The sequence below is a fragment of the Mesorhizobium sp. M0496 genome (genome assembly GCF_040321205.1).
Lineage (GTDB): Bacteria > Pseudomonadota > Alphaproteobacteria > Rhizobiales > Rhizobiaceae > Mesorhizobium.
In genome coordinates this window covers 22389-44987 of the sequence record NZ_JAMYRC010000004.1, presented here as the reverse complement: position 1 = coordinate 44987, position 22599 = coordinate 22389, and the positions used below count along the sequence as shown (strand labels likewise).

The following is a 22599-nucleotide window of genomic DNA, read 5'->3' as shown; positions in this document are numbered from 1 at the left end:
CCTCCCGCAAATAAGTCTGTGGATAATCCTGATGTGACGAGGTGGTGTCGTATCGGCCAAGTGAAGGAGGAGTATCTGTAAGCAACTGGGTCGGGGGATTTCATGAACCGGTTGCTTCTTGGCGCGGCTTTTCTTGTCGCTGGCGTGTTCGGCGCGGATACGTCTTTCATCTATTATATTTGCGGAAGCGCGGGAATGGATGTTCTTGCGCAAGAAGCGCAAAGCACTTCGCCTCAACCTGGCGCGCCTGCCGGCTACGGCAATGGTGGAGCGGCGCTGGGAAGTGGGAAGCCGGCAGGTGGCACATCTGTGTCAGGCACTGCGGCGCCTGCAGCGGGTTCGGATGCAGCGCCAGGTGGGGCGACCGGCAGCCCGGACGCTGCGGCCAAGGTTGGTGCCAAACCGGCCGATGCCAAGGCAGCCGATAGCAAGGCAACCGATAGCAAGGACAGCAAGGCCAAATCCGGCCCGGTGGCAAAGACGAGCGATACCGAAGCTGCGGCTGAGGAGGCAGCGACTGCGGCCGCTGCGACAACTACGACAGACAGCGGCGACCCCGAAGCGGTCGGCACGCCGAAGGTGGATCTGCCGAAGACGTCCGGCAACGGCAATCTTGGCTATGCCATCGGTATCGATGTTCCTGCGTTCCATGGCATCGAGCCGCAGATCGCACTTACCTACAATTCCTCGCGCAAGACCAAGCTTGGCGGCCTCTATCAGGGCTGGCTGGGCTACGCCTGGGGGCTCGATGGCTTCGATGTCATCGAGCGGGCCACGCCAGGCTATGGCATGCCGGCCTACGATGCCAATGACATCTACCTGCTCGACGGTCAGGCGATGGTCGCCTGCGTCGCCGGCATGGTCTCACCCTCCTGCTCGACCGGCGGCACCCATGCGACGGAGAATGAATCCTATCGCCGCATTGCGCTCAACAGCACCACCAATGAGTGGAAGGTGACCGATCGCGACGGCACCGTCTCGACCTTCCGCTCGGTGGCGGCGGTTTCGGGCCTGACGCCAACCGCCGGCACGCCGGCCTATGACCTTGCCGTGAGCTATCGCTGGTTGCTGACCTCGGTCGCCGACACCAACGGCAACACGGTCACCTACGGCTATACCTGCCCGGCCAGCCCGGTCTGTTACCCCGCCAGCGTCAGCTACAACGGCACTGTGGTAAAATTCTATCTGGAGACCCGGCCGGATCTGATCCTGATGGGCAATGGCCGCGATATCTCTGTGACCAGCCAGCGTATCAAGACGATCGGTGTGACGGTCAGCGGGGCGCTGCGCAGCGCTTACAAGCTCACCTATGACCAGGCGCCGTTTTCCAACACCTCGCGGCTGACCGCCGTGACACGCTACGGCACCGATGCGACCGTTGCCGCTGACGGTACTATCACGGGCGGGACGGCGAAGTCGCTTGGGCAGATGACGTATCAGAATACCGACGGGGTGTATGGGACGGTTAACACGCCGATCTACGAGCAAATTGCGTCCAGTTCCGCTCCCGACGGTGCCCAGAAATACGTCAACCCGCGAGAAGTTGGCGATCTCGACTTTGACGGCCGCGATGAACTGTTTGGAGAATATTCTGAAGCGACTTGGACGACGACCGGCGGAGACCACACGACACATACAACGACAACAAGGAACAGGTATGAACGAGTTATCAAGTTTGGTCAGAGCGGCACACCAATCGACAAAAAAACAGTTAGTGTTGGCACGTCGATTGATTACAAACCTTACGATGCAAATAATATGCCGATTGCAGATAACATATTTCATGAACCTGGTCGTTTCAACATCCTAAAGAATACATCTGATTTTGCCGGGTATTTCATACACTCATCAGCATACACAAGCGGGGCCACCGGGAGAGTAACCTACACACGCTCTGTTTCTAGCTATCTCATTTTTACTGATCCGCAGCTTGCTCTAACCAAAGTTGGTTGTGGGGCGACCCCACCGGCTGGTTATGAAGCGATATGCTCTGGTCTTCCTGTCTTGCATCAGAGCAGCGTAGCTCCGGGCGATACCGTCTCGCCTTCGGTCGCTAATTTTCAGAACTCTGTCGTTGCGACTCCGTATCTCGTTGCGGATCACAACGGCGATGGAGTTGACACGCTGAATTTGAGAGGCGGCTCTACCTCCGATACGATCATGGGCGTTGGGGACTTTCTCGGCAATGGCAAGCAACAACCATTGTTTTCAACTGGCACTTCCGTGAAGAAGGGCGTGTTTTCCAACGGCAACTGGCAGACGGGCGGCACGTCGTTCTCAATAAACTGCTCTACGACGCAGTACTCCAATCCGGGCACGTGCATTCTTGCCGACCTCAATGGCGATGGGGCAACCGACGTCTTGCGCTATAACGGCAATGACGACAGCGTCGGGCTATGGTTGTCAACCGGGGTCGGCTTCAAAAGCTATTCGGTCTCCTCGATAGAGGGCTTAACAGCAGTCCTTCGCGACTTCGACAATGATGGACGGATGGATGTCATCACCATTGGTGGCAGCAACACGAGCAGTCAGCCCTACAGAACCAACACGATCCGGGTATTTTCGCTGCGGCCATCGTCGACGGCGATGACACCGGTGCAGTTTACACTGCCGGCGGGTATGATTGCCGGCACTGTGATCGGCGACTTCAACGGCGATGGCCTGCCTGACTTCACCAACTACACCAGCATGTTCATCTCGAACGCCGGGACGGGCAATCCGAACCTGTTGAAGCAGATCACCACGGAACTGGGCGGCGCGGTTGCCTTGGAGTATGCGCCGTCCTCAACCTGGACGAACAACTACCTGCCGCAGGTGGTGCATGCGGTGTCGAAGCTCTCGGTCGGCGACGGCCGCGGACAGACGGCGGTGAGCACCTACACCTATGCCGGCGGCAAGTACGATCCGGCGGCGCGCAAGTTCCTGGGCTTCGCCTCGATCGTCGAGACAAAACCGCTGGCCAATGGCGAGACCGCCCCGTCGAAGATCGAGACGACCTATCGGCAGGATCTGGCAAGCTACGGCCTGCCGTCGCTGACGGTGTGGAAGGATGGCGCAGGCGTCGTCCACAAGCAGGTGGCGGAGACCTATGCGGTCAATACGGCGACCAAACCCTACACCGTGCAGAACACGGCGACCGACACGACCCTTACCGAGAACATCGCCCGCAGCCTGAGGGTCGAGCGTGGCTTCGATGCCTACAACAACGTCACCAGCATCAAGGACTATGGCCGCACCGATGTCAGCGGCGACGAGACCTGGACGGAACGCTTCTTCTCGCCCAACACGGCCGCCCACATCGTCTCGGCCCTGATCGCCGAGCGCACGCATGCCGGACTCAACGCCACAGACCCCTATGTCAGCTACAAGCACAATTACTATGACGGCAACACAGACGTCTGGGCGGTGCCGGTCAAGGGTAACCTGACCTGGGTCCGCGACACCACCGACATCAATGCGTCGCCGAAAAAGGTGGTGAGTCAGTATTTTGCCTATGACGCCTATGGCAACAGGATCTCGGCCAGCAACGGTCTCGGCCACAAGACCGAATGGGATTATGACGCGACCTATCACCTCTATCCCGTAACCGAGCGGGCACCGCGCTATTTCGCCACCGGCGGCCAGACCGCCGACACCCGGTTTGTCTCGACCGCCACCTACAATCCCGTGTGCGGCCTGCCGGCGACGAAGACCGATCCCAACGGCATCATCAAGACCTTCACCTATGATGCGTTCTGCCGACCCTACCAGGTCTCGCAGAATGTGCTCGGTGCCTATGTCAGGAACCAGTTTGTCAGCGAGGGCAATCCTGGGGCGCAGGCGCTGATCAAATACACGCCGCTGCCCAATGGCGCGGGCGAGGATTTTACCATCTCCTGGTATGACGGCCTTGGCCGGGTCTTCCGGGTAATGACGCCCGGCGAGACGGCGGCTGGCGCAAGACGCATTACCGACACCGACTACGATCCGCGCGGCAATGTGCTGCGCGCCGCCTTCCCGCGCTTTGTCGACGATGCCACGCAATGGACCACCAACTTCTATGACTGGGCCGACCGGCTGGTGAAGACGGTCAATCCGGATGTCAGCCAGCGCACTTACTTGAACGAGCTAGCCACGGGAGCTGGCATCAACCCGCGCCTGAATGCGGTGACGATGACGGACGAGCTTGGCCATCCGACTAGGACAGGATTGACGACACATGGCAATATCGCCGCCATTGTCCGCGACTTCGGTGGCCTCAATCTGCTGGAGACACGCACCTACGACCTGCTCGGCCGCTTGATCGGCGTCAGCGATCCCGGCGGTTCGACCTGGACCTACACTTACGACATGGTCGGCAACCGGCTGTCGGCCTCCGATCCCGATCTGGGCACCTGGACCTATGTCTATGACGCCGCCAACCGGCTGATCAGCCAGACCGATGCCAGGGGCACGGTCACCACGCTCGCCTATGACCAGATGGACCGGCTGACGCTGAAGACGGCAACGGCACCGGGCGGCAGCCCGGTGACGCTGACCCAGAACACCTACGATCAGGCGGAGGCCCCCTATGCAAACATCGGCCAGCTTACCACCTCGCAGAACCCGATCGCGACGCAAAGCTACAAATATGACAGCTTGGGCAAGCTCGGCCTTCAGGTCACGACCTTTGCCAGCCCGAACGTGATGCACGTCACCTACGACGTCCACGATCGCTCCGGCCAGACCGTGAAGAAAGTGTATTACCCGGGACCGCTGGAATTCGGCACCACAGCTGCCCCCTTGCAATACACCGCCGGCAACAGGCTCTATTCGGCGCCCGGCTTCATCACCTCGACGCTCTACGAGGCTGACGGCCAAACCAAGGAGATCACCTACGCCAATGGCGTGAAGACGTCCTTCACCTACTCGCCGACGCGCCGCTGGCTGACGCGGATAACCACCACGCTCGGCGCCGGGACAGTAATGGATCGCCAATTTACCCGTGACAGCCTCGGCCGAATTACTGACATCGCTGGAATCTCGGGCACAGGCCCGAACAGCTGGCACTACGTCTATGACAATGCCGACCGGCTGACCACGGCCGACAATCTCGGCGACAACACGCTCGACGAAACCTTCGTCTACGCCGCCAACGACAACATGCTGTCCCGCACGCGTGTCGCCGGCACCTATGTCTATCCCTCGGCGAGCGCACCACGCCCGCATGCGCCGATCTCGGTCGGCGCCAATGCGATGGCCTATGACGCCAATGGCAATTTGACATCGGACGGCACTCGCACGCTGATCTGGGACGAAGCCAACCGGCTGAAGACGGTCACGCGCGCCTCCAACACCGTCAATCTCGCCTATGGACCCGACGGAGCGCGCGCGAAAAAGTCATCGAGCTTCGCCACGACGCTCTATCCCGACGCCAATGTCGAGATCGACCCGGCGACACCGGGCGCGGAGATCTACACCCGCTATCCGCATCCCGACATCAAGGTCGGCGGCACGACCAAATACTTCCTGCACCGCGAACATCTCGCCTCGGTGCGCATGGTCACCGACATGTCGGGCAACACGGTCGAAGGCAACAGCTACGCCACCTATGGCGAGAGCCTCAACACCGGCTTCCAGACGCAAAAAGGCTACATCGGCGAACGCTTCGATCCCGAGACCGGACTGCTGTATCTCAATGCGAGATATATGGACCCGGTGCTGGGGCGGTTTATTTCGCCGGATGACTGGGATCCGACATTGCCGGGGGTCGGAACCAACCGGTATGCGTATGCGCAGAACGACCCGGTCAATAACGCGGACAACAACGGCCATTCCCTACGGTCATCCGATGACAGCGCCGCTGGGCGGGCGAACAGCGCCAAGGCAGCAAACGGCAGTATGTCAAACGCCGCACAGCAGGCCGCCAAGGGATTAGGTAGCGTCGGTGATAAAACATGCGGAGGCTGCGTTAAAACGGCCCAAAATACAGCCCTCCGCGCGCCAAATCCCCTCGGATTATTCGCGCTGGGGGCACCGCAGGCGATACCAGGCACTCCTGCGCGGAAAGCGTACGAGAAAGACGTTCAGGGTGTAATGAATATGATTTCGGGATGGCTTGGGCTTAACAGTGATGAAGCCGACAACGATAGTAGCAAACCATCTGCCGACCAGAACGAAGACACGCCACCAGCAAGTATTAATCTGGGGGACTTGAAGGAATTAAGCAAAAAAGAGCTAAAAGAGCAGGCCGCAAAAGACGGATATGACGACGTTGAGTCTTGGAAACAGCAAGAATTGCAGTTAAATTCTAAAGATCAGATTTATGGAAATAAAGAAAATATGTACAGCCTACCTCGAAAAGGCAGTGGGGAGCCTCAATATATTGGGAAAAAGCAATGACAAGAATTACATCGTTCCTATCTGTTACATCAAAAACGTTGTCTCCGACCCAGATGTCAGATTTCTTGGAGATGAAGCCTGACAGGGAAGTGGTGAAGGGCAGCCAAAGGACACCACCTCGGCAATTGCCTAAAAATCACGGATGGAACATAAGCTGCAGGTTCGAAGAGTACGTGGATTTTGACGTTGCTATTCGCGAACTAGCTGTGCGACTTGGTGACAAAATAGAGAACCTAGCTCGGTTACGCCATCAAGATTCTACAAACCAAATCTCTGTCAAGGTCGCGATTGCTCCCGACGATGATCATGTTCCTATGTTTTTTTCTGAAGAGACGCTATCCTTCCTAGCAAAGATCGGAGCCTCCCTTGATATTGAGTATTTTCCAGAATAAGAATTATACGATTTAGTTACTGTGACCGTGAACTTTTCCGTGAACTTTTTCATGAATTACGGAATTACGGTGACAGTGCACTTTTTTCATATTCACCGGGAATTACGCGGGAATTACGGTGACAGTGCACTTTTATCCTGTCCGCCGACATCGTCACGTGTGGAATTACGGTGACAGTGCACTTTTTATGTTCACACGGCCTGACTTTGCGTAGACTGACCGCATGGCTCGCCTCGCCCGTATTGTCGTTCCCGGTCTGCCCCATCACGTAACCCAGAGGGGCAACGGGCGCGCCAAGGTGTTTTTCACGCCCGAAGACTATGCGCTCTATAGGGACCTCCTGGTCGAGCATTGCCGCGTCGCCGATGTCGGCATCTGGGCGTGATGCCTGATGCCGAACCATGTGCACCTGATCCTGACGCCAGCCGACCCGGATGGCCTGCGGCGCGCGCTCGCCAAGGTGCACCGTGCCTATGCCGGCACCATCCACGCGCGGCAAAAGAAAACCGGGCATTTCTGGCAGGGTCGCTTCGGCGCCGTCGCCATGGACGAAGATCACCTGTTGTCGGCAGTGCGCTATGTCGGGCTGAACCCGGTACGCGCGGGGCTGGTGAGCCAGGCGGTGGATTGGCCCTGGTCAAGCGCTCGGGCGCATCTGACTGATGAAGCCGATGGCGTCACGGATCTGGGGTCGATGAAAGACCGGCTGCCCTCGTCGGCCGGTCTGCTCGATTCGATCGAGACGGATGTCGCGGCCGTCGACGCCCTGCGCAAGGCCGAGAGCATCGGCCGGCCGGTGGGCGGCGAGGCATTTCTGAGCCGGATAGCCGGGCAACTTGGAAAAGCCGTGAAGCCGGGAAAGCGAGGCAGGCCGCGAAAAGAAAATAGTGCACTGTCACCGTAATTGATAACCCGAACACTGATCGAGGCGAGCATCGCTCACGCAAGACGACATGGCGCGAAGGCGATCGAGGCGATGCCACTCGATGGCAGCAAGTCGCCGAGCGCTACGGGCAGCGGGTACGTGTCGACCTTCGAGAGCGCAGGTTTCCAAGCCATCGCGCACCGCGATGCAGCCCACCCGCTGATGAGACTTTCGTTGTCATGAGCCATGACGGTGAACGCCGAATTACGAATTACGGTGACAGTGCACCTTTTGCTATGTTCGTCCGGCCATCATCGAGCGCGGCACCTGATGGGTTACCCTACCCTCGATGGGGAGGGTCGGCACGGAGCGCCGGGGTGGGGTGCGGCGCCAAGCTCCCCCACCCCGCTCCGCTTCGCGGATCGACCCTCCCCACAAAGGGGGAGGGTAAAAGCTCAAAACCCAGCCTGATCCCGAAACAGCTCCGCATTGTCCAGCTTCGACACCTCGATCACCGCTTGCGTGCGGCTGTACACATTGAGCTTGCGCAGGATTTCGGAGACATGCGCCTTCACGGTCGTCTCTCCCACCTGCAGCTCGTAGGCGATCTGTTTGTTGAGCAGGCCCTGGCGCAGCATCTGCAGCACGCGCAGCTGTTGCGGCGTCAGCGTCGACAGGCGCTGCACCATGTCGGCGCGGTCGACGCTTTCGGCGTCCGGCGTGCGGCCTTCATAGGTTTCCGGCACATAGATCGCGCCTTCCATCACCGAGCGTATGGCGGCCGCCAGGTCGCTCTTGCGCGCCGATTTCGGAATGAAGCCGGCAGCACCATAGGACAGTGCCTCGGAAATGATCTTCGGCTCCTCGTAGCCTGAAACGATCACCACCGGCAGGCGCGGATAGCGGGTCCGAAGCTGCAGCAGGCCGTCGAACCCGTGCACGTCGGGCATGTTGAGGTCGAGCAGCGCAAGGTCGAACGGCTTGGCGTCGGCCAGCAGATCGAGCGCCTCGGTGATCGAGCGCGCCTCCACCGTATCGACTTCCGGATAGGCCATCTGCACCGCGCTGTGCAGCGCCTCGCGAAACAGCGGGTGGTCGTCGATGATCAGGAACCGGGCGCGATCGTGGGTTGCGGTCATAGGGTTCATTTCAGTTCGTGGGCGATTAGAATAACCCCATCACCATGGCCAGATTATTGCCAAATAGTATATCGCGATCTCCGGCGGAAAGTGCCGCCGGCACTTTCTCGACCAATCGCCTTGCCCGAACGCCCAAATCGGTCGAATGTTCCGGCAACCAGGCAGAGACCCATATGACAGACTTCGTCCTCCCCTCGCCCGCAACCGCATCGGTGGCCGTTGCGGGCTCGTCCGAGCGTTTTGCGGTGCGCCGCATCTTCTGCGTCGGCCGCAACTACGCCGCGCATGCCCGCGAACTCGGCAATGACGAACGCGATCCGCCCTTCTTCTTCACCAAGCCGGCCGATGCGGTGGTCGATTCCGGCGCGACGATTCCCTACCCACCGCTGACGGCCAATCTGCACCACGAAATCGAACTGGTTGCAGCGATCGGCAGGCCGGGCTTCCGCATTGCCCGGGAACAGGCGCTGGATCATATCTGGGGCTATGGCGTCGGCATCGATCTCACCCGCCGCGATCTGCAGGACGAAGCCAAGAAGGCCGCCCGTCCCTGGGACTGGTCGAAGGCCTTCGACCGCTCCGCGCCTTGCGGCCCGCTGGTCCCTGCGGCGAAATCCGGACATCCGCAAAAGGGCCGCATCTGGCTCGCCGTCAACGGCCAGGTCAGGCAGGACGCCGACCTCGCCGAACTGATCTGGCCGATCGCAGATATCGTGTCGATCTGCGGTGAGGCGGTGGAACTGGCGCCCGGCGACCTGATCTTCACCGGCACGCCGGCCGGTGTCGGCGCGGTTGGTGCCGGCGACACGATGACGGGCGGTGTCGACGGCATCGGCACGATCGAAATAACCATCGGCCAGCCGAAGTGAGCGTATGAGCGAACTCGTCCTGCACAACTACTATCGCTCCTCCACCTCCTACCGGGTGCGGATCGCGCTGGAGATGAAGGGGTTGAGCTACGACTACATCCCGCATCATTTGCGCCATGGCGAGCATCTCGAACCCGCGTACCTCGCGGTCAATCCGCAAGGACTGGTGCCGGCGCTGGTCCTCGGCGACGGCACGCTGCTGACGCAATCGCTGGCGATCATGGAATTCCTCGACGAGACCAGCCCGGAACCACCGCTGTTGCCAGGGGATCCGGCCGGCCGGGCACGCGTGAGAATGCTGGCGCAGATGATCGCCTGCGACATCCACCCGGTGAACAATCTGCGTGTGCTGACCTCGCTGCGCACCCTGTTCGGCGCCGGCGACGAGGACATCACCAACTGGTTCCGCCACTGGGTGAACGAAGGCTTTCAGCCACTTGAGAAAATCCTGGCTTCCTCGCCCGAGACCGGAGAATTCTGCCATGGCGACGCGCCGGGCCTGGCTGACATCTGCCTGGCCGCGCAAGTCACCAGCAACGCCCGCTTCGGCGTCGATCTGACGCCCTACCCAACGATCGCGCGCATCAACGCCGCCTGCATGGCGCTGCCGGCCTTCCAGAAAGCCGCACCCCAGAACCAGATCGATGCCGAATAGGTTTCATCTGCCCAGACGCAGCGTCAGCGCCCCGCCATATCTGGCGGAATCGATTTCCGCTTGACCGGACAGGGAATCGGCTATCGTTTTTCCTGCAACGCAGCAGGGTGGAGTGACCGATGAAAGCCGTCGTCTTCGAGAAATTCGGCGAAGCGCCGACGATCCAGACCGTTCCCGATCCGAAGCCGGCCGCCGACGGCGTCGTCATCAAGGTCAAGGCAACCGGCCTGTGCCGCAGCGACTGGCATGGCTGGATGGGTCATGACGACGGCATTACGCTGCCGCATGTGCCGGGCCACGAACTGGCCGGCATCGTGGTCGCGGCCGGCAAGCAGGTCACCCGCTGGAAAGCCGGCGAACGCGTCACCGTGCCGTTCGCCGTCGGCTGCGGCCGCTGCTTCGAGTGCAATTCGGGCAATCACCAGGTCTGCGAACACCAAACACAGCCTGGCTTCACTGGCTGGGGCTCGTTTGCCGAATATGTCGCCATCGAGCACGCTGACACCAATCTCGTGCGCTTGCCCGACGAGATGGATTTCGCCACCGCCGCCAGCCTTGGCTGCCGCTTCGTCACCTCGTTTCGCGCCATTGTCGACCAGGGCCGGGTGAAGCCCGGCGAATGGGTGGCGGTGCATGGCTGCGGCGGCGTCGGCCTGTCGGCGATCATGATTGCCAGTGCCATGGGCGCCAATGTCATCGCCATCGACCTCACCGACGAGAAACTGGATTTCGCCAAAAAGATCGGCGCCGTCGCCACCATCAATGCGTCCACGACGCCGAATGTGGTCAAGGCGGTCAAGCAGATCACCAATGGAGGTGCGCATATGTCGATGGACGCGCTCGGCCACCCCACCACCTCCTTCAACTCGATCTCCAATCTGCGCCGACGCGGCCGCCATGTGCAGGTCGGCCTGATGCTGGGCGAGCATGCCCGGCCGCAGGTGCCGATGGACAAGGTGATCGCCTTCGAACTCGAAATCCTCGGCAGCCACGGCATGCAGGCCTACCGCTACCAGGCGATGATGGACATGATCCGCAACGGCAAGCTCAAGCCGGAACTTCTGGTCGGCAAGAAGATCAGCCTCGACGAAGCACCGGCGGCCTTGATGGCGATGGGCGGCTTCGAGGGGATCGGCATAGGGGTTGTGACGAAGTTCTAGGCGAGGACGGCACCGTCATCAGGCGATCGCGCGTCGTGGCAATTCCTGCTTCGCGAATCGCTTGGCGCCTACGACGCAAAGCACCACGCCAAGCGTGACGACAACCATCAGCGGGCTGACCTGCTCGTGCAGCAGCGTCGCTGCCAGTGCCAGCCCGAAAAATGGCTGCAGCAGCTGTAACTGACCGACCGCGGCGATGCCGCCTTGGGCGAGGCCGCGATACCAGAAGACGAATCCGATCAGCATGCTGAACAGCGAGACATAGGCCAGCCCGATCCACGCACTCGAGCCAACGCCGGCAAAGGACGGCGGCAGCGTCGCAAAAGTCAGCACCAGCATGATCGGCAGCGACAGCACCAGCGCCCAGCAGATCACCTGCCAGCCGCCGAGCCTGCGCGACAGCGCCGCCCCCTCGGCATAGCCCAGGCCGCAGGCGACGATAGCGGCGAGCATCAGGCCGTCGCCGACCGGCGAAGCCGTCACGCCCTGCGTCAGGGCAAAACCCGCGACCAGCGCGCTGCCCACGCACGAAAACAGCCAGAAGGCCGGACGCGGGCGATCGCCGCCGCGCAGCACGCCGAAGATTGCTGTCGCCAGCGGCAGCAGGCCGACGAAGATGATGGAATGGGCCGTGGTGACGTGCTTCAGCGCCAGAGCGGTCAACAAGGGAAAGCCGACAACGACGCCAAGTGCTACGATCACCAGCGACAGCAGATCGCCGCGCTGCGGACGTTTCTGCCGGAACAGGAGCAGCAGCGCCAGGCCGAGCAGTCCGGCAATCGCCGCCCGGGCCGACGTCAGGAATGTCGGATCGAAATCCCTCACCGCCACGCGCGTCGCCGGCAGCGAGCCGCTAAAGATCAACACACCGATGAATCCATTCACCCAGCCGCTCGCGATCTTGTCCATCATATGCTCCGTTTGTCGGCTCTGTATCGAGCGGAGCCCGTGGCATTGCCAGAGACAATGCGGTACAGTTATACAAAACTGTCATGGGTAATTGAGCAGTACGGATGGACAGACAGACCACAAGGGAAAGCAGCGGAACGCTGGTCGAAGGCGTCATGGCGATGATCCGCCAGCGGATCGCGGCGCGCAGCCTGACGCCGGGAGCACGATTGCCGTCGATCCGCGCCTTCGCCAAATCCATGCAGGTGTCCAAATCCACCGTGGTCGAAGCCTATGAGCGGCTCGCCGCAGAAGGCGCGATCCGCTCCCGGCCGGGCTCGGGCTTCTATGCCGCCGGCTCGCTGGCGCCGCTGTCGCTGGCCGAGATCGGTCCCCGGCTTGACCGTGCCGTCGACCCGCTCTGGATCTCGCGCCAATCCCTGGAAGCCGGCGACGACATGCTGAAGCCCGGCTGCGGCTGGCTGCCGGCCTCTTGGATGCCTCAGACAGCACTGCGCCGGGCGCTGCGAACGGTGGCGCGTGCCGACGACATCGCGCTGGCCGACTACGGCACGCCGCTCGGGCTGCCGCCGCTGCGGCAATTGCTGGCACGGCGCATGGCCGGGTATGGAATCGAAGCCTCGCCCGAGCAGATCATGCTGACGGAATCGGGCACGCAGGCCATCGACCTCCTGTGCCGGTTCCTGATCGAACCCGGCGATACGGTGCTGGTCGACGACCCCTGCTATTTCAATTTCCACGCTCTGCTGCGCGCCCACAGGGCCAAGGTCGTCAGCGTCCCCTACACGCCGTCGGGGCCGGATATCGACATGTTCGCGCAGGCGCTGGCCGAGCACCACCCGCGCCTCTACATCACCAACTCCGCCATCCACAACCCGACCGGCGCGGTGCTGTCGCCGGTCACCGCGCACCGGCTGCTCAAGCTCGCCGACCAATCGGACCTGACCATCGTCGAGGACGATATCTTCGCCGATTTCGAACATGCGCCTGCCCCAAGGCTGGCGGCGTTCGATGGCCTGAACCGCGTCGTCCACATCGGCAGCTTCTCCAAGACACTTTCAGCGTCGGTTCGCTGCGGCTTCATCGCGGCACCCCGCGACTGGATCGAGGGCCTGACCGACCTCAAGATCGCCACGACGTTCGGCGGCGGCAGGCTGGCGGCCGAACTGGTACTGACGCTGCTGAAAGATGGCAGCTATCGCAAGCACATGGATTTGCTGCGCGCGAGGCTTGCGCGCGCCATGGGCGAGACCAGCGCCCGCCTGAAGGCGATCGGCATCACGCCCTGGATCGACCAGCCGGCCGGCCTGTTCTTGTGGTGCAGGTTGCCGGATGAGGTGGATGCGGCTGAAGTGGCCCGCCGCGCCTTGGCTGACAACATCGTGCTGGCGCCCGGAAACGCATTCAGCCTGTCCCGAACGGCCAGCCGTTTCCTGCGCTTCAACGTTGCCCAATGCGCGGACGAGCGGATTTTCAAAGTACTCGAGGCGGCGATGGCGCGTTGACGTGCACGGTTGTCGGTCAGCGCGACGCCGCACAGACCTCTCGCACGCAGTTGCGTAGCCAGCGTTGCGCCGGATCGGCGTCGAGGCGCGGGTGCCACAGCATGGAGATGGTGACCCCAGCGGTGGCAACCGGCAGGGGAAAACTGTACATGCCTGTACGTGCGCCTTCGGTATGCCGCTCGGGCACGCTGGCGATCAGGTCTGACGTGCGCGCCATGGCAAGTGCCGCCGAGAAACCGGAAACCATGCACACGACTGTCCGCTGCAGCCCAAACAAGTTCAAAGCCTCGTCGATCGGCCCTTTCTCGCGGCCACGCCGTGAAACGCTGATGTGCCGGCCTGCAGCATACCGCTCGGGCGTCACCGCGCCCTCACTCAGGGGATGGCCCATTCGCACGGCGCCGATGAAGCGGTCGCGAAGCAATGCCTGAATGCGCACCTCCGGTCCGGTCTCGCCAGCGACGCCTATGTCCAGATCGATCGCCGCGTCGCGCAGCGACATGACGTCCTTGTCGGACTTCGGTGCAAATCGCAGCCGCACGCCGGGCGCATCGGCCTGGATACGAGCGACGAGACGAGGCGCGAATTCTTCGATGAAACTCTCATTGGTGCGCAACGTGAAGACCCTGTCCAGGCTCCGGAGATCAAGCAGTCTGGCAGGACGCAGCAGCGCCTCCGCATCCTGAACAACACGGCCAACCTGCTGTCGCAGTTCTTCCGCACGCGGCGTCGCCACAAGGCCGCGACCGGCGCGAACCAGCAGCGGGTCGCCCGTCGCCTCGCGCAGCCGCGCCAAGGTGCGGCTCATCGCCGAAGGGCTGAGCCGCAGGCGGCTGGCGGCGCGCGCCACGCTGCCTTCGGACAGCAGGACGTCGAGAGCAAACAGCAAATTGAGATCGGGCGATGCCATTGGCGGATCATAGCATATGATATGGCGTTTGACGCACGAATAAGATGCAAATGCTGCGCCTTCCGCCATATCGATCAAGAGACTAAATCTCCGCTGGCTCCGGCACTGGAGCTGATGGAAAGGAGATCGCCGTGGCAATCGCTGGGCAAAATCGGGACGGGCGCGCATCGGCGCTGCCACAGATGCAATCCGCCCGCTGGGCGCTGGCAAGCCTGTCGCTCGCCACGCTGCTGTCGTCGCTGGGAACCAGCATTGCCAGCGTCGGGCTGCCATCGCTGATGCAGAATTTCGGCGCATCGTTCCAGTCCGTGCAATGGGTTGTTCTGGCCTATCTCCTCGCCATCACCACGCTGATCGTCAGCGCCGGACGGCTGGCCGACATGTTCGGGCGCCGGCCGTTGCTGCTTGGCGGCATCGCGCTGTTCACATCGGCATCGGTGCTCTGCGGCCTGGCGCCGACACTCGGGCTACTGATCGCCGCGCGCGCCGTGCAAGGGCTTGGCGCGGCGTTGATGATGGCGCTGACGCTGGCTTTTGTCGCGGAAACGGTGAGCAAGGAGCGAACCGGTAGTGCCATGGGCCTGCTCGGCGCCATGTCCGCGATCGGCACGACGCTTGGCCCTTCGCTCGGCGGCCTCTTGATCGCCGGCTTCAGCTGGAGGGCGATCTTCCTCGTCAATGTCCCGCTAGGTATGCTCACCTTCGCTCTCGCCTGGCGTGCCTTGCCGGCGCGCAATAAAACCGCGCAGGTCGACCGAGGCGCGTTCGATGTGACGGGCACCGTCCTGCTGGCCCTGACATTGGCCGCCTATGCGCTGGCCATGACGCTTGGCAGAGGCAATTTCGAAGCGCTCAACATCGGCCTGCTGATAGCTGCCGGCATTGGTGTTGTTCTCTTCGCCGCCGCGCAGGCGAGAGTGAAAAACCCCTTGATCCATTTTGCCAGCTTCCGCGACCTCCAGCTAAGCGCCAGTCTCGCCATGAGCCTCGTTGTCGCCACGGTAATGATGGCGACCCTGGTGGTGGCCCCGTTCTACCTGTCGCGCGGGCTCGGGCTGGATGCCGCAATGGTCGGCCTCGTGCTGTCGACCGGTCCGCTCGTTTCGACCCTGTCGGCGCTGGTGGCCGGACGCCTGACCGACCGCTTCGGCGCTCACAGGATGATGGTCGCCGGACTGCACAGCCTTGCAACGGGCACGTTCCTGCTGTCGCTCGCCATGACCAAACTCGGCATTGCAGGCTATGTCGTTCCGATCACCGTCACCTGCATCGGTTACGCGCTGTTCCAGACATCCAACAATGCAGCTGTCATGACCGGTGTTGGAGCCAGCCAACGTGGCGTCGTTTCCGGCCTGCTCAACCTTTCGCGCAATCTCGGTCTCATCACCGGCGCATCGTTGATGGGCACCATATTCGCCGTCGCATCGGCTAGAGGACACGAAGGCAGTGGTCTTGTGAGTTCCGAGGCCGCCGCCCAGGGAATGCAGGTCACATTTCAGACGGCAACGGTGCTGGCGCTGGTCGCGTTGTTCCTCGCACTGCTCTCGGCCCGCGCCGAGTTCAGGCGGCAGAGACTGGTCAGAAACCTCTGACTTTGCGCAAACCGACGGCTCCTAGCGGATCGCTCTCAGGCCCCTGCCCGCTTGCGGCGCTCATAGAGCATGACCAGCGTTTCAGCCGTCAGAGCAGGCTTTTCCTCGCCTTCGATCTCGACGGTGTTGGCTGCCTTCATCAGATACTGGCCTGGCCCTCTGTCCTCCACGGACAGCAGCCTGGTGCGCAGCCTGATGCGCGCGCCGACCTTGACCGGCGCCAGGAACCGCACCTTGTCGAAGCCATAATTGAAGGCGGCCTGCGTATTCTCGGGCACGATGCCCATGCCGAGCGCCAACGCGCCGATGATCGACAGCGTCAGGTAGCCATGCGCGATCGTCGTGCGGAACGGGCTTTGCCGCCGCGCCCTTTCAGGATCGACATGAATCCATTGATGATCGCCGGTGCATTCGGCGAACTGGTCGATGCGATTCTGGTCGACCGTCGTCCATTCCGACACACCAAGCTCCTGCCCGGCCATCGTCCTCAACTGGTCGAAGGTCGGCGGCGTTTTAGGCCGTATTTCAGTCATTCCTGCTTTCCCGATCGCTTGCAGAGCCTCCGGACCACGAACTGACGGCCTCTGTCAATTCGCCCTGCGCGAATCCGTTCCTCCGAATCCGGCGGCAATCGCGCCATGCCTCCCAGCACAACGGCAGGTCAGATCGGGATTTCTTGGCTTTCAGGGCTGCCGGCAGCAATGAGCCGGCCTCGGCCATATCTGCTACTTCTTCTCGTAGCCGGCGCGGATTTCCTCCATCGCCTCCTTGATGCGCGTGCGCAGGATGTCGACCGATTCGGTGCCGGATTTCTTGACCAGTTCAGCCACTTCGCCGGCGTTCTTCAACGCGGCCTCGAAGGATTTTCTGGCAAACTCCGTCTGTTTGGCCATCAGTTCCTGCGGATTGCCCGGCGCCTTGTAGTTTTGCGCCATATCGGTGACTTCGCGCAGTGTGTCCTGCAGCATCTCGCGCTGCCTGGACAACAGCGAGGTCGCGCCGGCAGCGCCGGCTCGTGCCGATTTCTCCAGCGCTTCGAGGTTCTTGCGATGATGCGCGAGGATCGCCTCGACATCGACATTGGGCACCTTCAGGTCGCGGCCGAACCTGCCGAACATGTCCATGAAGGAATCGGATTCCGGTTGTTTTGCCATGCTCGTTTGCTCCCCTTTGCCGCAAATGCGGGCGCCCTCGGCAAGAGAATAGCATTCGCGTGCCGTGAGTCCATTTCGAACGCGATGGAATCAGCACTGCGCCACCGCGCATCAATTCACGAGGAATAGCAGTTCGGCGACATAGAGCACGACACCGGCGAGCCCGCCGATGATCATGCCGTTGAAGCGGATATATTGCAGGTCCCTGCCGATGTTCATCTCGATCAGCCGCGTCAGCTGCGCCAGGTCCCAGCGCTTGACCTGGTCGGCGATGAAGGTCGACACGCCGCTCTTCTGGCTCTCCACGAACGACGCCAGCGCCACCACGAACCCTTGGTTCATGTCGGCCCTGATCTGCGCATCGCTGGCAAGATGGCGGCCGACCTCGACGAACATGTTGGCAAGATGCGCGCGGATAACCGAATTCGGCGCCTTGGCGTCCTGCTCGATGAACTGGCTGAGGCTTGCCCACATGTCGCCGGCCAATCCCTTGACCTCCGGCCGAGCCAGGAAATCGCGCTTCAACTTCTCGGCGCGTTTGGCATATTGCTTCGATGTCCTCAGCTTTTCGATGAAGCCTCGAGCGAAATGGTCGAATTCGGCACGCATCGGGTGATCGGGATCGGCCCTCACCTCGTCGAGCAGCGAACCGGCCGAGGCGACGATCTTCTTCAGCAGATAGGCGTCGGCTTTGAACAGGTTGAACAGCGACGGCAATTCCTCGCGGATTTTCTCGCGCATCGTCGCCAGCGCCTGTTCGTCGTTGAGAAACCGGCCGATCACCTTGGTGAATTCATCGAACAGTTTCTGATGACGGCGATCATCGGTTAGCGCGGACAATAGCTCGGCTGCCAGCGGCGCCAACGGCACTCTCTCGATCTGCTCGAGCATGCGGCTGGTGACGAAGCCGCGCAGGCCGGATTGCTCGACGGCGGCCAGCGTCTGCGGCACCAGCCGCACGACGAAGCGCGACAGGTCGGCGGCGCGCTCGGTATCGGCCAGCCAGTCGGCGACCAGCGCCGAGAAATCGACCTCGGCAAGCTTTTCGCGCACCGGCTCGGGCGCCAGGAAGTTGACCTCGATGAAGCGGCCGAGATTGTCGGCGATGCGGTTCTGGTTCTCGGGGATGATGGCGGTGTGTGGGATCGGCAGCCCCAGCGGCCGCCTGAACAGCGCCACCACCGCGTACCAGTCGGCCAGCCCGCCGATGGTCGCCGCCTCGGCAAAGGCAGCGACGAAGCCGAGCCACGGATAGATGTGCTCGAATGATTTGGCGAGCGCAAATACCAGCACGCAAAGCGCCAATGCGGCCGCTGCAACGAATTTTGTCCGCCGCAACGCGGAAAGCTTGGCATCCGCGTCGGTATCGAAACGGACAGGCGCAAGGGACGAAGCCGATTGTGACATGGGTGAGCCGCTCCTCGTCGATCTCAGGCTATTTAGTGGTTTGACGGCCAAAATACCCGCGACAGCCGGTTTCGCGCCGAATCTTGCTCGGGCGCGCGCACAAAGTTGAGGAGAAAATTCATCTATTGGTCGAAGCTAGTCTGGAATTGTTCCAAGGTATGGGCCATATTCCGCCCAGGCTAATGTGGCGAATCCGGAATTCGGGTCAAAGCCGCATCAGCAAAATTTCCAGATCTGGCGTGGTTGCATCGCGCCAGTGCCTTGTGAGGACAAAATGCGGCTTACGCGCCAGACCAACTATGCCATGCGCATCTTGATGTATTGCGCGGCCAATGATGACCGATTGAGCCGCATCCCCGAGATCGCGGCCGCTTATTCGGTGTCGGAACTGTTCCTGTTCAAGATCCTGCAGCCGCTGGTCGAGCACGGCCTTGTCCAGACCGTGCGTGGGAGGAATGGCGGCGTCAAACTTGGCCGGGCGGCCGAAGCCATCAGCCTGTTCGATGTCGTGCGCGTTACGGAAGAAAGCTTCGCCATGGCCGAATGCTTCGAGAACGATGCTGCCGAATGCCCGCTGGTCGACAGCTGTGCTCTGAATTCGGCATTGCGCGAGGCGCTAAACGCGTTCTTCGCGGTGCTGGAGCGCTACACGATCGCCGATCTGGTGGCAGCGCGGCCGAATGTGCGCAACCTGCTCGGCATCGATATGCTGATGGAGCGCCGCGCCCCGGCTGCCTGAGCGTCTTTCGCCCGTTCTAAGGGGAGAAATGCCGGCAGGGCAATGAGGGGTGCCGACTTCCACAATTGATGCCGGAAGCGCAAGAAGCCGCCATTTGCAGACCGGCCTCACCTGAATATCAGCTGACCGCCGATTGCGGCAGCACGAACGGCATGTTCCCGGCCGGCAGCACGCCGACCCTGAGCCGGCAGTCGAACACTTTCTCGATCAGGTCATCGCTCAGCACGTCCTGAGGCGACCCGGCGGCGGCCAGCCGGCCGCGGTGCATGACGAAGATCCGGTCGGCATACATGGCCGTGAGATTGAGGTCGTGCAGGATGGCGACCACGCCGCCACCCCTTCTGGCAAAGTCGCGGGCAATGTTCATGATGATCAGCTGGTGCTTGATGTCGAGGCTGGAAACCGGCTCGTCGAGGAAGAGGTATCGCGGCTTGCCGTCGAGCACCGGCGCCCAGACCTGGCACAGCACGCGCGCAAGCTGGACGCGCTGTTGTTCGCCGCCCGAAAGCTCCTGGTAGAAGCGTCCGGCAAAGCCGTCGAGATCGACGCGCGCCAGCGCCCGTTCCGGCAGCCGCGCATCCTCCCCCGGCAAGACGCCCGAGCGGCCGCCGACAAGGCCAAGCTTGACCACTTCTCGCACCGTGAACGGGAACGACAGCGTCGTCGCCTGCGGCAACACTGCCCGATGGACGGCGGTCTCAACCGGCTTCATCGCGCAGAGATCCCGGCCGTTGAGGGCGATGCGCCCGGTATAGGCGAGTTCGCCGGAAAGCGCCTTGAGGAAGGTCGTTTTGCCCGAACCATTGGGGCCGACGATGGCAGCGATCTCGCCGGGGCGCGCGTGGAAATCGACACCGGCGACGATAGGCCTGCCGGCGATATCAACCGAAACGTCCCTTGCCTCGATCATCCCAACTCTCGCAAATAAACGACTCACAGGTCGACTACGCCGCGCTTGCGCAGCAGGATCCAAAGGAAGAACGGCGCGCCCGCGATCGCGGTAACGATGCCGATCGGCAATTCGGCCGGCGCCACGATGGTGCGCGCCACCGCATCGGCCAGAAGCAGCAGCGAGGCGCCGAGCAGCGCCGACGCCGGCAGCAGATAGCGATTGTCCGGACCAATCAGCAGGCGCAGCAGATGCGGCACCACGATGCCGACAAAGCCAATGCCGCCGCTGACGGCGACGGATGCGCCGACCGCCGCCGAGACGCCGACGATGGCCGTGTATTTCAGCCGCTGCACCGGAATGCCGAGATGGCCGGCGGTCGCCTCGCCCAGCGCCAGCGCGTTGAGGCCGCGTGCCAGGAATGGCATCGCCGCCAGCGCCAGCACGATGATCGGCCCGACGGAAGCAATCTTCGCCCAGGTCGCGCCGCCGAGCGATCCGAGCTGCCAGAAGGTCAGGTCGCGCAACTGGCGATCGTCGGCCATGAAGATGAGGATGCCGGTCAGCGCCATGGCGAGTGCTGCCAGCGCGATGCCGGCGAGCAGCATGGTGGCGACCGAGGTCTGCCCTCGCCGAGTCGCAACCTGATAGAGCACCAGCGTCGTGGCGAGCCCGCCGGAGAAGGCCGCCAACGGAAGTGCAAGCGTGCCGAGCAAGGCTGTCACCGGAGCCAACACTGTGGCGCCGAGCACGATGACGGCAACCGCGCCCAGGCTGGAGCCGGCCGAAACGCCGATCAGGCCGGGGTCGGCTAGCGGATTGCGGAACAGCCCCTGCATGACCGCGCCGGAGACCGCGAGCGCCGCGCCAACCAGCATGCCGAGGATAATACGCGGCAGGCGGATGTCGTAGACGATCAGGCTGTCGCGGGCGCTCAGCGCGGCGTCGCCGGGCACGGCGCCGAACAGCCAGTCGCCGATGACGTTGACGGCCGATGCGTCCGACGCCCCCGATGTCAGCGACAGAAAAACGGCGGCCACGAGCCCCAGGCACAGCAGAAGGATGACGATGCGGGCGCGGCCCGACCGGTCGCCTTCGGATGCGCTTGCCATCACCGGACCGGCGATCGATTGATCGACCATGATCTGCCTGCTCAGTCCGTGACCTGCCCGCCATAAAGCGAGACAGCGAGGTCGTGGATGGCGTCGGCCGTACGCGGCCCAAAGCCGAGCAGGTACCCGCCATCGATGCGGATCAGCTTGCGCGCTATTCCGGCCGGCGTTGAGGCGATCGACGGATTGCCGAACAATTCGTCGTCCGATACCGGCGGTCCGGCATTGCTCATCATCAGGATCACGTCCGGCCTGGCGGTGACAACAGCCTCGTCGGACATTTGCTTGTAGCCGGAAAAGCCCTCGACCGCGTTGACGCCGCCAGCCAGCCTGACCATGCCGTCGGCGGCGGTCTCGCTGCCGGCCGCCAGGATCTTGCCGCCCTGTATCGACAGCACGAACAGGATGCGTTTGCGCTCCTTGATCGACGCCGTCTGCTGTTCGGCTGCCGTGAGCTTGGCATCAAGCTCCTTGGCCAGCACCTCGGCCTTGGTATCGACGCCAAGCGCCTTGCCGACGATGCGGACCTTCTCGAGGATGCCTTCGTGGCTATAGTGCTCAGGCACTTCGATGAATGGGACGCTCGTCTTCTTCAAGACATCGACGGCTTCCTTGGGACCGCTGCCATGCAGCGCCAGGATGCCGGTGGGATTGACCGACAGGACGCCTTCCGGCGACAGAGCGCGCATGTAGCCGACATCAGGCAGCTCAAGCGCCGCCTTGGGATACCGGCTGGTGGAATCGCGCGCCACCAGATGCTTCTCCTCGCCGAGCGCGTAGACGATCTCGGTGATCGAGCCGCCAATGGCCGCAATCCTCGAGGGATCGGCAAACACGGCCGTGCCTTCCGTGGCATTGACAGGTTGCAGTGCGACGAAAGCAAGGGACAGACCGATCGCCGGCCCGGCGATGATCTTGGAAATGCAACCCATTGTCGTTCTC

19 protein-coding genes are annotated in these 22599 nt (G+C 62.2%); 10 read left to right on the top strand and 9 right to left on the bottom strand.

Translation table 11 applies throughout. The features are described from left to right. Positions 1-102 precede the first annotated feature (102 nt). The 4 genes from NKI73_RS06215 to NKI73_RS06200 all read left to right on the top strand — a co-directional run bounded on the left by NKI73_RS06215 (position 103) and on the right by NKI73_RS06200 (position 7656). Entirely contained in the window at positions 103-6360 is a 6258-nt protein-coding gene (locus tag NKI73_RS06215) for an RHS repeat-associated core domain-containing protein (protein ID WP_352627973.1), read from the top strand. Then, positions 6357-6752 (top strand): DUF4279 domain-containing protein, encoded by a 396-nt coding sequence (locus tag NKI73_RS06210; RefSeq protein ID WP_352627972.1) that lies wholly within the window; start codon positions 6357-6359, stop codon positions 6750-6752. Before NKI73_RS06215 ends, NKI73_RS06210 begins: the two co-directional genes overlap by 4 nt. Positions 6753-6975: 223 nt before the next feature. Continuing rightward, a complete protein-coding gene (locus NKI73_RS06205; protein ID WP_352627971.1) occupies positions 6976-7137 on the top strand; it encodes a hypothetical protein in 162 nt (53 codons plus the stop codon). Between the two features lie 18 nt (positions 7138-7155). Then, complete coding sequence (locus NKI73_RS06200; protein ID WP_352627970.1) at positions 7156-7656, top strand: transposase; 501 nt, start codon at positions 7156-7158, stop codon at positions 7654-7656. Between the two features lie 416 nt (positions 7657-8072). Here NKI73_RS06200 and NKI73_RS06195 read toward each other — a convergent pair whose 3' ends face one another. After that, the gene (locus NKI73_RS06195) at positions 8073-8756 is read right to left on the bottom strand and encodes a response regulator (protein WP_352627969.1); all 684 of its coding nucleotides are present in this window, start codon (positions 8754-8756) and stop codon (positions 8073-8075) included. A gap of 173 nt (positions 8757-8929) precedes the next feature. Between NKI73_RS06195 and NKI73_RS06190 the strand changes: the two genes are divergently transcribed. From NKI73_RS06190 to NKI73_RS06180, 3 genes are all read left to right on the top strand, one after another. Then, positions 8930-9625 carry a fumarylacetoacetate hydrolase family protein gene (locus NKI73_RS06190; RefSeq protein ID WP_352627968.1) on the top strand — a complete coding sequence of 232 codons (696 nt, stop codon included), beginning with the start codon at positions 8930-8932 and terminating at the stop codon, positions 9623-9625. A 4-nt stretch (positions 9626-9629) separates the two neighbouring features. Further along, positions 9630-10280: a maleylacetoacetate isomerase gene (gene maiA / locus NKI73_RS06185; protein ID WP_352627967.1), complete on the top strand. Its 651-nt coding sequence runs from the start codon at positions 9630-9632 to the stop codon at positions 10278-10280. A 119-nt stretch (positions 10281-10399) separates the two neighbouring features. Next, a complete protein-coding gene (locus tag NKI73_RS06180; RefSeq protein WP_352627966.1) occupies positions 10400-11440 on the top strand; it encodes a zinc-dependent alcohol dehydrogenase family protein in 1041 nt (346 codons plus the stop codon). A gap of 18 nt (positions 11441-11458) precedes the next feature. On the opposite strand, the gene NKI73_RS06175 is transcribed toward NKI73_RS06180, so the two are convergent. Next, positions 11459-12349: a DMT family transporter gene (locus NKI73_RS06175; protein ID WP_352627965.1), complete on the bottom strand. Its 891-nt coding sequence runs from the start codon at positions 12347-12349 to the stop codon at positions 11459-11461. A 104-nt stretch (positions 12350-12453) separates the two neighbouring features. On the opposite strand from NKI73_RS06175, the gene NKI73_RS06170 reads away from it, so the two are divergent. Then, positions 12454-13854 carry an aminotransferase-like domain-containing protein gene (locus tag NKI73_RS06170; protein WP_352627964.1) on the top strand — a complete coding sequence of 467 codons (1401 nt, stop codon included), beginning with the start codon at positions 12454-12456 and terminating at the stop codon, positions 13852-13854. A gap of 16 nt (positions 13855-13870) precedes the next feature. Here the strand turns inward: NKI73_RS06170 and NKI73_RS06165 are convergent, their stop codons facing one another. Next, positions 13871-14764 (bottom strand): LysR family transcriptional regulator, encoded by an 894-nt coding sequence (locus NKI73_RS06165; RefSeq protein WP_352627963.1) that lies wholly within the window; start codon positions 14762-14764, stop codon positions 13871-13873. A gap of 131 nt (positions 14765-14895) precedes the next feature. Here NKI73_RS06165 and NKI73_RS06160 point away from each other — a divergent pair, with 131 nt between their 5' ends. Further along, complete coding sequence (locus NKI73_RS06160; protein WP_352627962.1) at positions 14896-16356, top strand: MFS transporter; 1461 nt, start codon at positions 14896-14898, stop codon at positions 16354-16356. Positions 16357-16391: 35 nt separating this feature from the next. On the opposite strand, the gene NKI73_RS06155 is transcribed toward NKI73_RS06160, so the two are convergent. The 3 genes from NKI73_RS06155 to NKI73_RS06145 form a co-directional block, all read right to left on the bottom strand. Further along, a complete protein-coding gene (locus tag NKI73_RS06155; protein ID WP_352627961.1) occupies positions 16392-16889 on the bottom strand; it encodes a MaoC family dehydratase in 498 nt (165 codons plus the stop codon). Between the two features lie 192 nt (positions 16890-17081). Then, a complete protein-coding gene (locus NKI73_RS06150; protein ID WP_352627960.1) occupies positions 17082-17510 on the bottom strand; it encodes a phasin family protein in 429 nt (142 codons plus the stop codon). 111 nt (positions 17511-17621) lie between these two features. Then, positions 17622-18917: a DUF445 domain-containing protein gene (locus NKI73_RS06145; RefSeq protein WP_352627959.1), complete on the bottom strand. Its 1296-nt coding sequence runs from the start codon at positions 18915-18917 to the stop codon at positions 17622-17624. 274 nt (positions 18918-19191) lie between these two features. On the opposite strand from NKI73_RS06145, the gene rirA reads away from it, so the two are divergent. Next, entirely contained in the window at positions 19192-19656 is a 465-nt protein-coding gene (gene rirA, locus NKI73_RS06140; protein WP_352627958.1) for an iron-responsive transcriptional regulator RirA, read from the top strand. 118 nt (positions 19657-19774) lie between these two features. Here the strand turns inward: rirA and NKI73_RS06135 are convergent, their stop codons facing one another. From NKI73_RS06135 to NKI73_RS06125, 3 genes are read right to left on the bottom strand one after another with little or no spacing between them, the layout of a single operon-like run. Next, the gene (locus tag NKI73_RS06135) at positions 19775-20566 is read right to left on the bottom strand and encodes a heme ABC transporter ATP-binding protein (protein ID WP_352627957.1); all 792 of its coding nucleotides are present in this window, start codon (positions 20564-20566) and stop codon (positions 19775-19777) included. Positions 20567-20589: 23 nt separating this feature from the next. Next, complete coding sequence (locus NKI73_RS06130) at positions 20590-21687, bottom strand: FecCD family ABC transporter permease (RefSeq protein ID WP_352627956.1); 1098 nt, start codon at positions 21685-21687, stop codon at positions 20590-20592. An 11-nt stretch (positions 21688-21698) separates the two neighbouring features. Then, the gene (locus NKI73_RS06125) at positions 21699-22589 is read right to left on the bottom strand and encodes a heme/hemin ABC transporter substrate-binding protein (RefSeq protein WP_352627955.1); all 891 of its coding nucleotides are present in this window, start codon (positions 22587-22589) and stop codon (positions 21699-21701) included. Positions 22590-22599: the final 10 nt, after the last annotated feature.

What these genes read in the sequence shown, in the direction of transcription:
- NKI73_RS06215 (WP_352627973.1), top strand. Translation starts at nt 103, where the DNA reads ATGAACCGGTTGCTTCTTGGCGCGGCTTTTCTTGTCGCTGGCGTGTTC.
- NKI73_RS06210 (WP_352627972.1), top strand. Translation starts at nt 6,357, where the DNA reads ATGACAAGAATTACATCGTTCCTATCTGTTACATCAAAAACGTTGTCT.
- NKI73_RS06205 (WP_352627971.1), top strand. Translation starts at nt 6,976, where the DNA reads ATGGCTCGCCTCGCCCGTATTGTCGTTCCCGGTCTGCCCCATCACGTA.
- NKI73_RS06195 (WP_352627969.1), bottom strand. Translation starts at nt 8,756, where the DNA reads ATGACCGCAACCCACGATCGCGCCCGGTTCCTGATCATCGACGACCAC.
- NKI73_RS06190 (WP_352627968.1), top strand. Translation starts at nt 8,930, where the DNA reads ATGACAGACTTCGTCCTCCCCTCGCCCGCAACCGCATCGGTGGCCGTT.
- maiA (WP_352627967.1), top strand. Translation starts at nt 9,630, where the DNA reads ATGAGCGAACTCGTCCTGCACAACTACTATCGCTCCTCCACCTCCTAC.
- NKI73_RS06180 (WP_352627966.1), top strand. Translation starts at nt 10,400, where the DNA reads ATGAAAGCCGTCGTCTTCGAGAAATTCGGCGAAGCGCCGACGATCCAG.
- NKI73_RS06175 (WP_352627965.1), bottom strand. Translation starts at nt 12,349, where the DNA reads ATGGACAAGATCGCGAGCGGCTGGGTGAATGGATTCATCGGTGTGTTG.
- NKI73_RS06170 (WP_352627964.1), top strand. Translation starts at nt 12,454, where the DNA reads ATGGACAGACAGACCACAAGGGAAAGCAGCGGAACGCTGGTCGAAGGC.
- NKI73_RS06165 (WP_352627963.1), bottom strand. Translation starts at nt 14,764, where the DNA reads ATGGCATCGCCCGATCTCAATTTGCTGTTTGCTCTCGACGTCCTGCTG.
- NKI73_RS06155 (WP_352627961.1), bottom strand. Translation starts at nt 16,889, where the DNA reads ATGACTGAAATACGGCCTAAAACGCCGCCGACCTTCGACCAGTTGAGG.
- NKI73_RS06150 (WP_352627960.1), bottom strand. Translation starts at nt 17,510, where the DNA reads ATGGCAAAACAACCGGAATCCGATTCCTTCATGGACATGTTCGGCAGG.
- NKI73_RS06145 (WP_352627959.1), bottom strand. Translation starts at nt 18,917, where the DNA reads ATGTCACAATCGGCTTCGTCCCTTGCGCCTGTCCGTTTCGATACCGAC.
- rirA (WP_352627958.1), top strand. Translation starts at nt 19,192, where the DNA reads ATGCGGCTTACGCGCCAGACCAACTATGCCATGCGCATCTTGATGTAT.
- NKI73_RS06135 (WP_352627957.1), bottom strand. Translation starts at nt 20,566, where the DNA reads ATGATCGAGGCAAGGGACGTTTCGGTTGATATCGCCGGCAGGCCTATC.
- NKI73_RS06130 (WP_352627956.1), bottom strand. Translation starts at nt 21,687, where the DNA reads ATGGTCGATCAATCGATCGCCGGTCCGGTGATGGCAAGCGCATCCGAA.
- NKI73_RS06125 (WP_352627955.1), bottom strand. Translation starts at nt 22,589, where the DNA reads ATGGGTTGCATTTCCAAGATCATCGCCGGGCCGGCGATCGGTCTGTCC.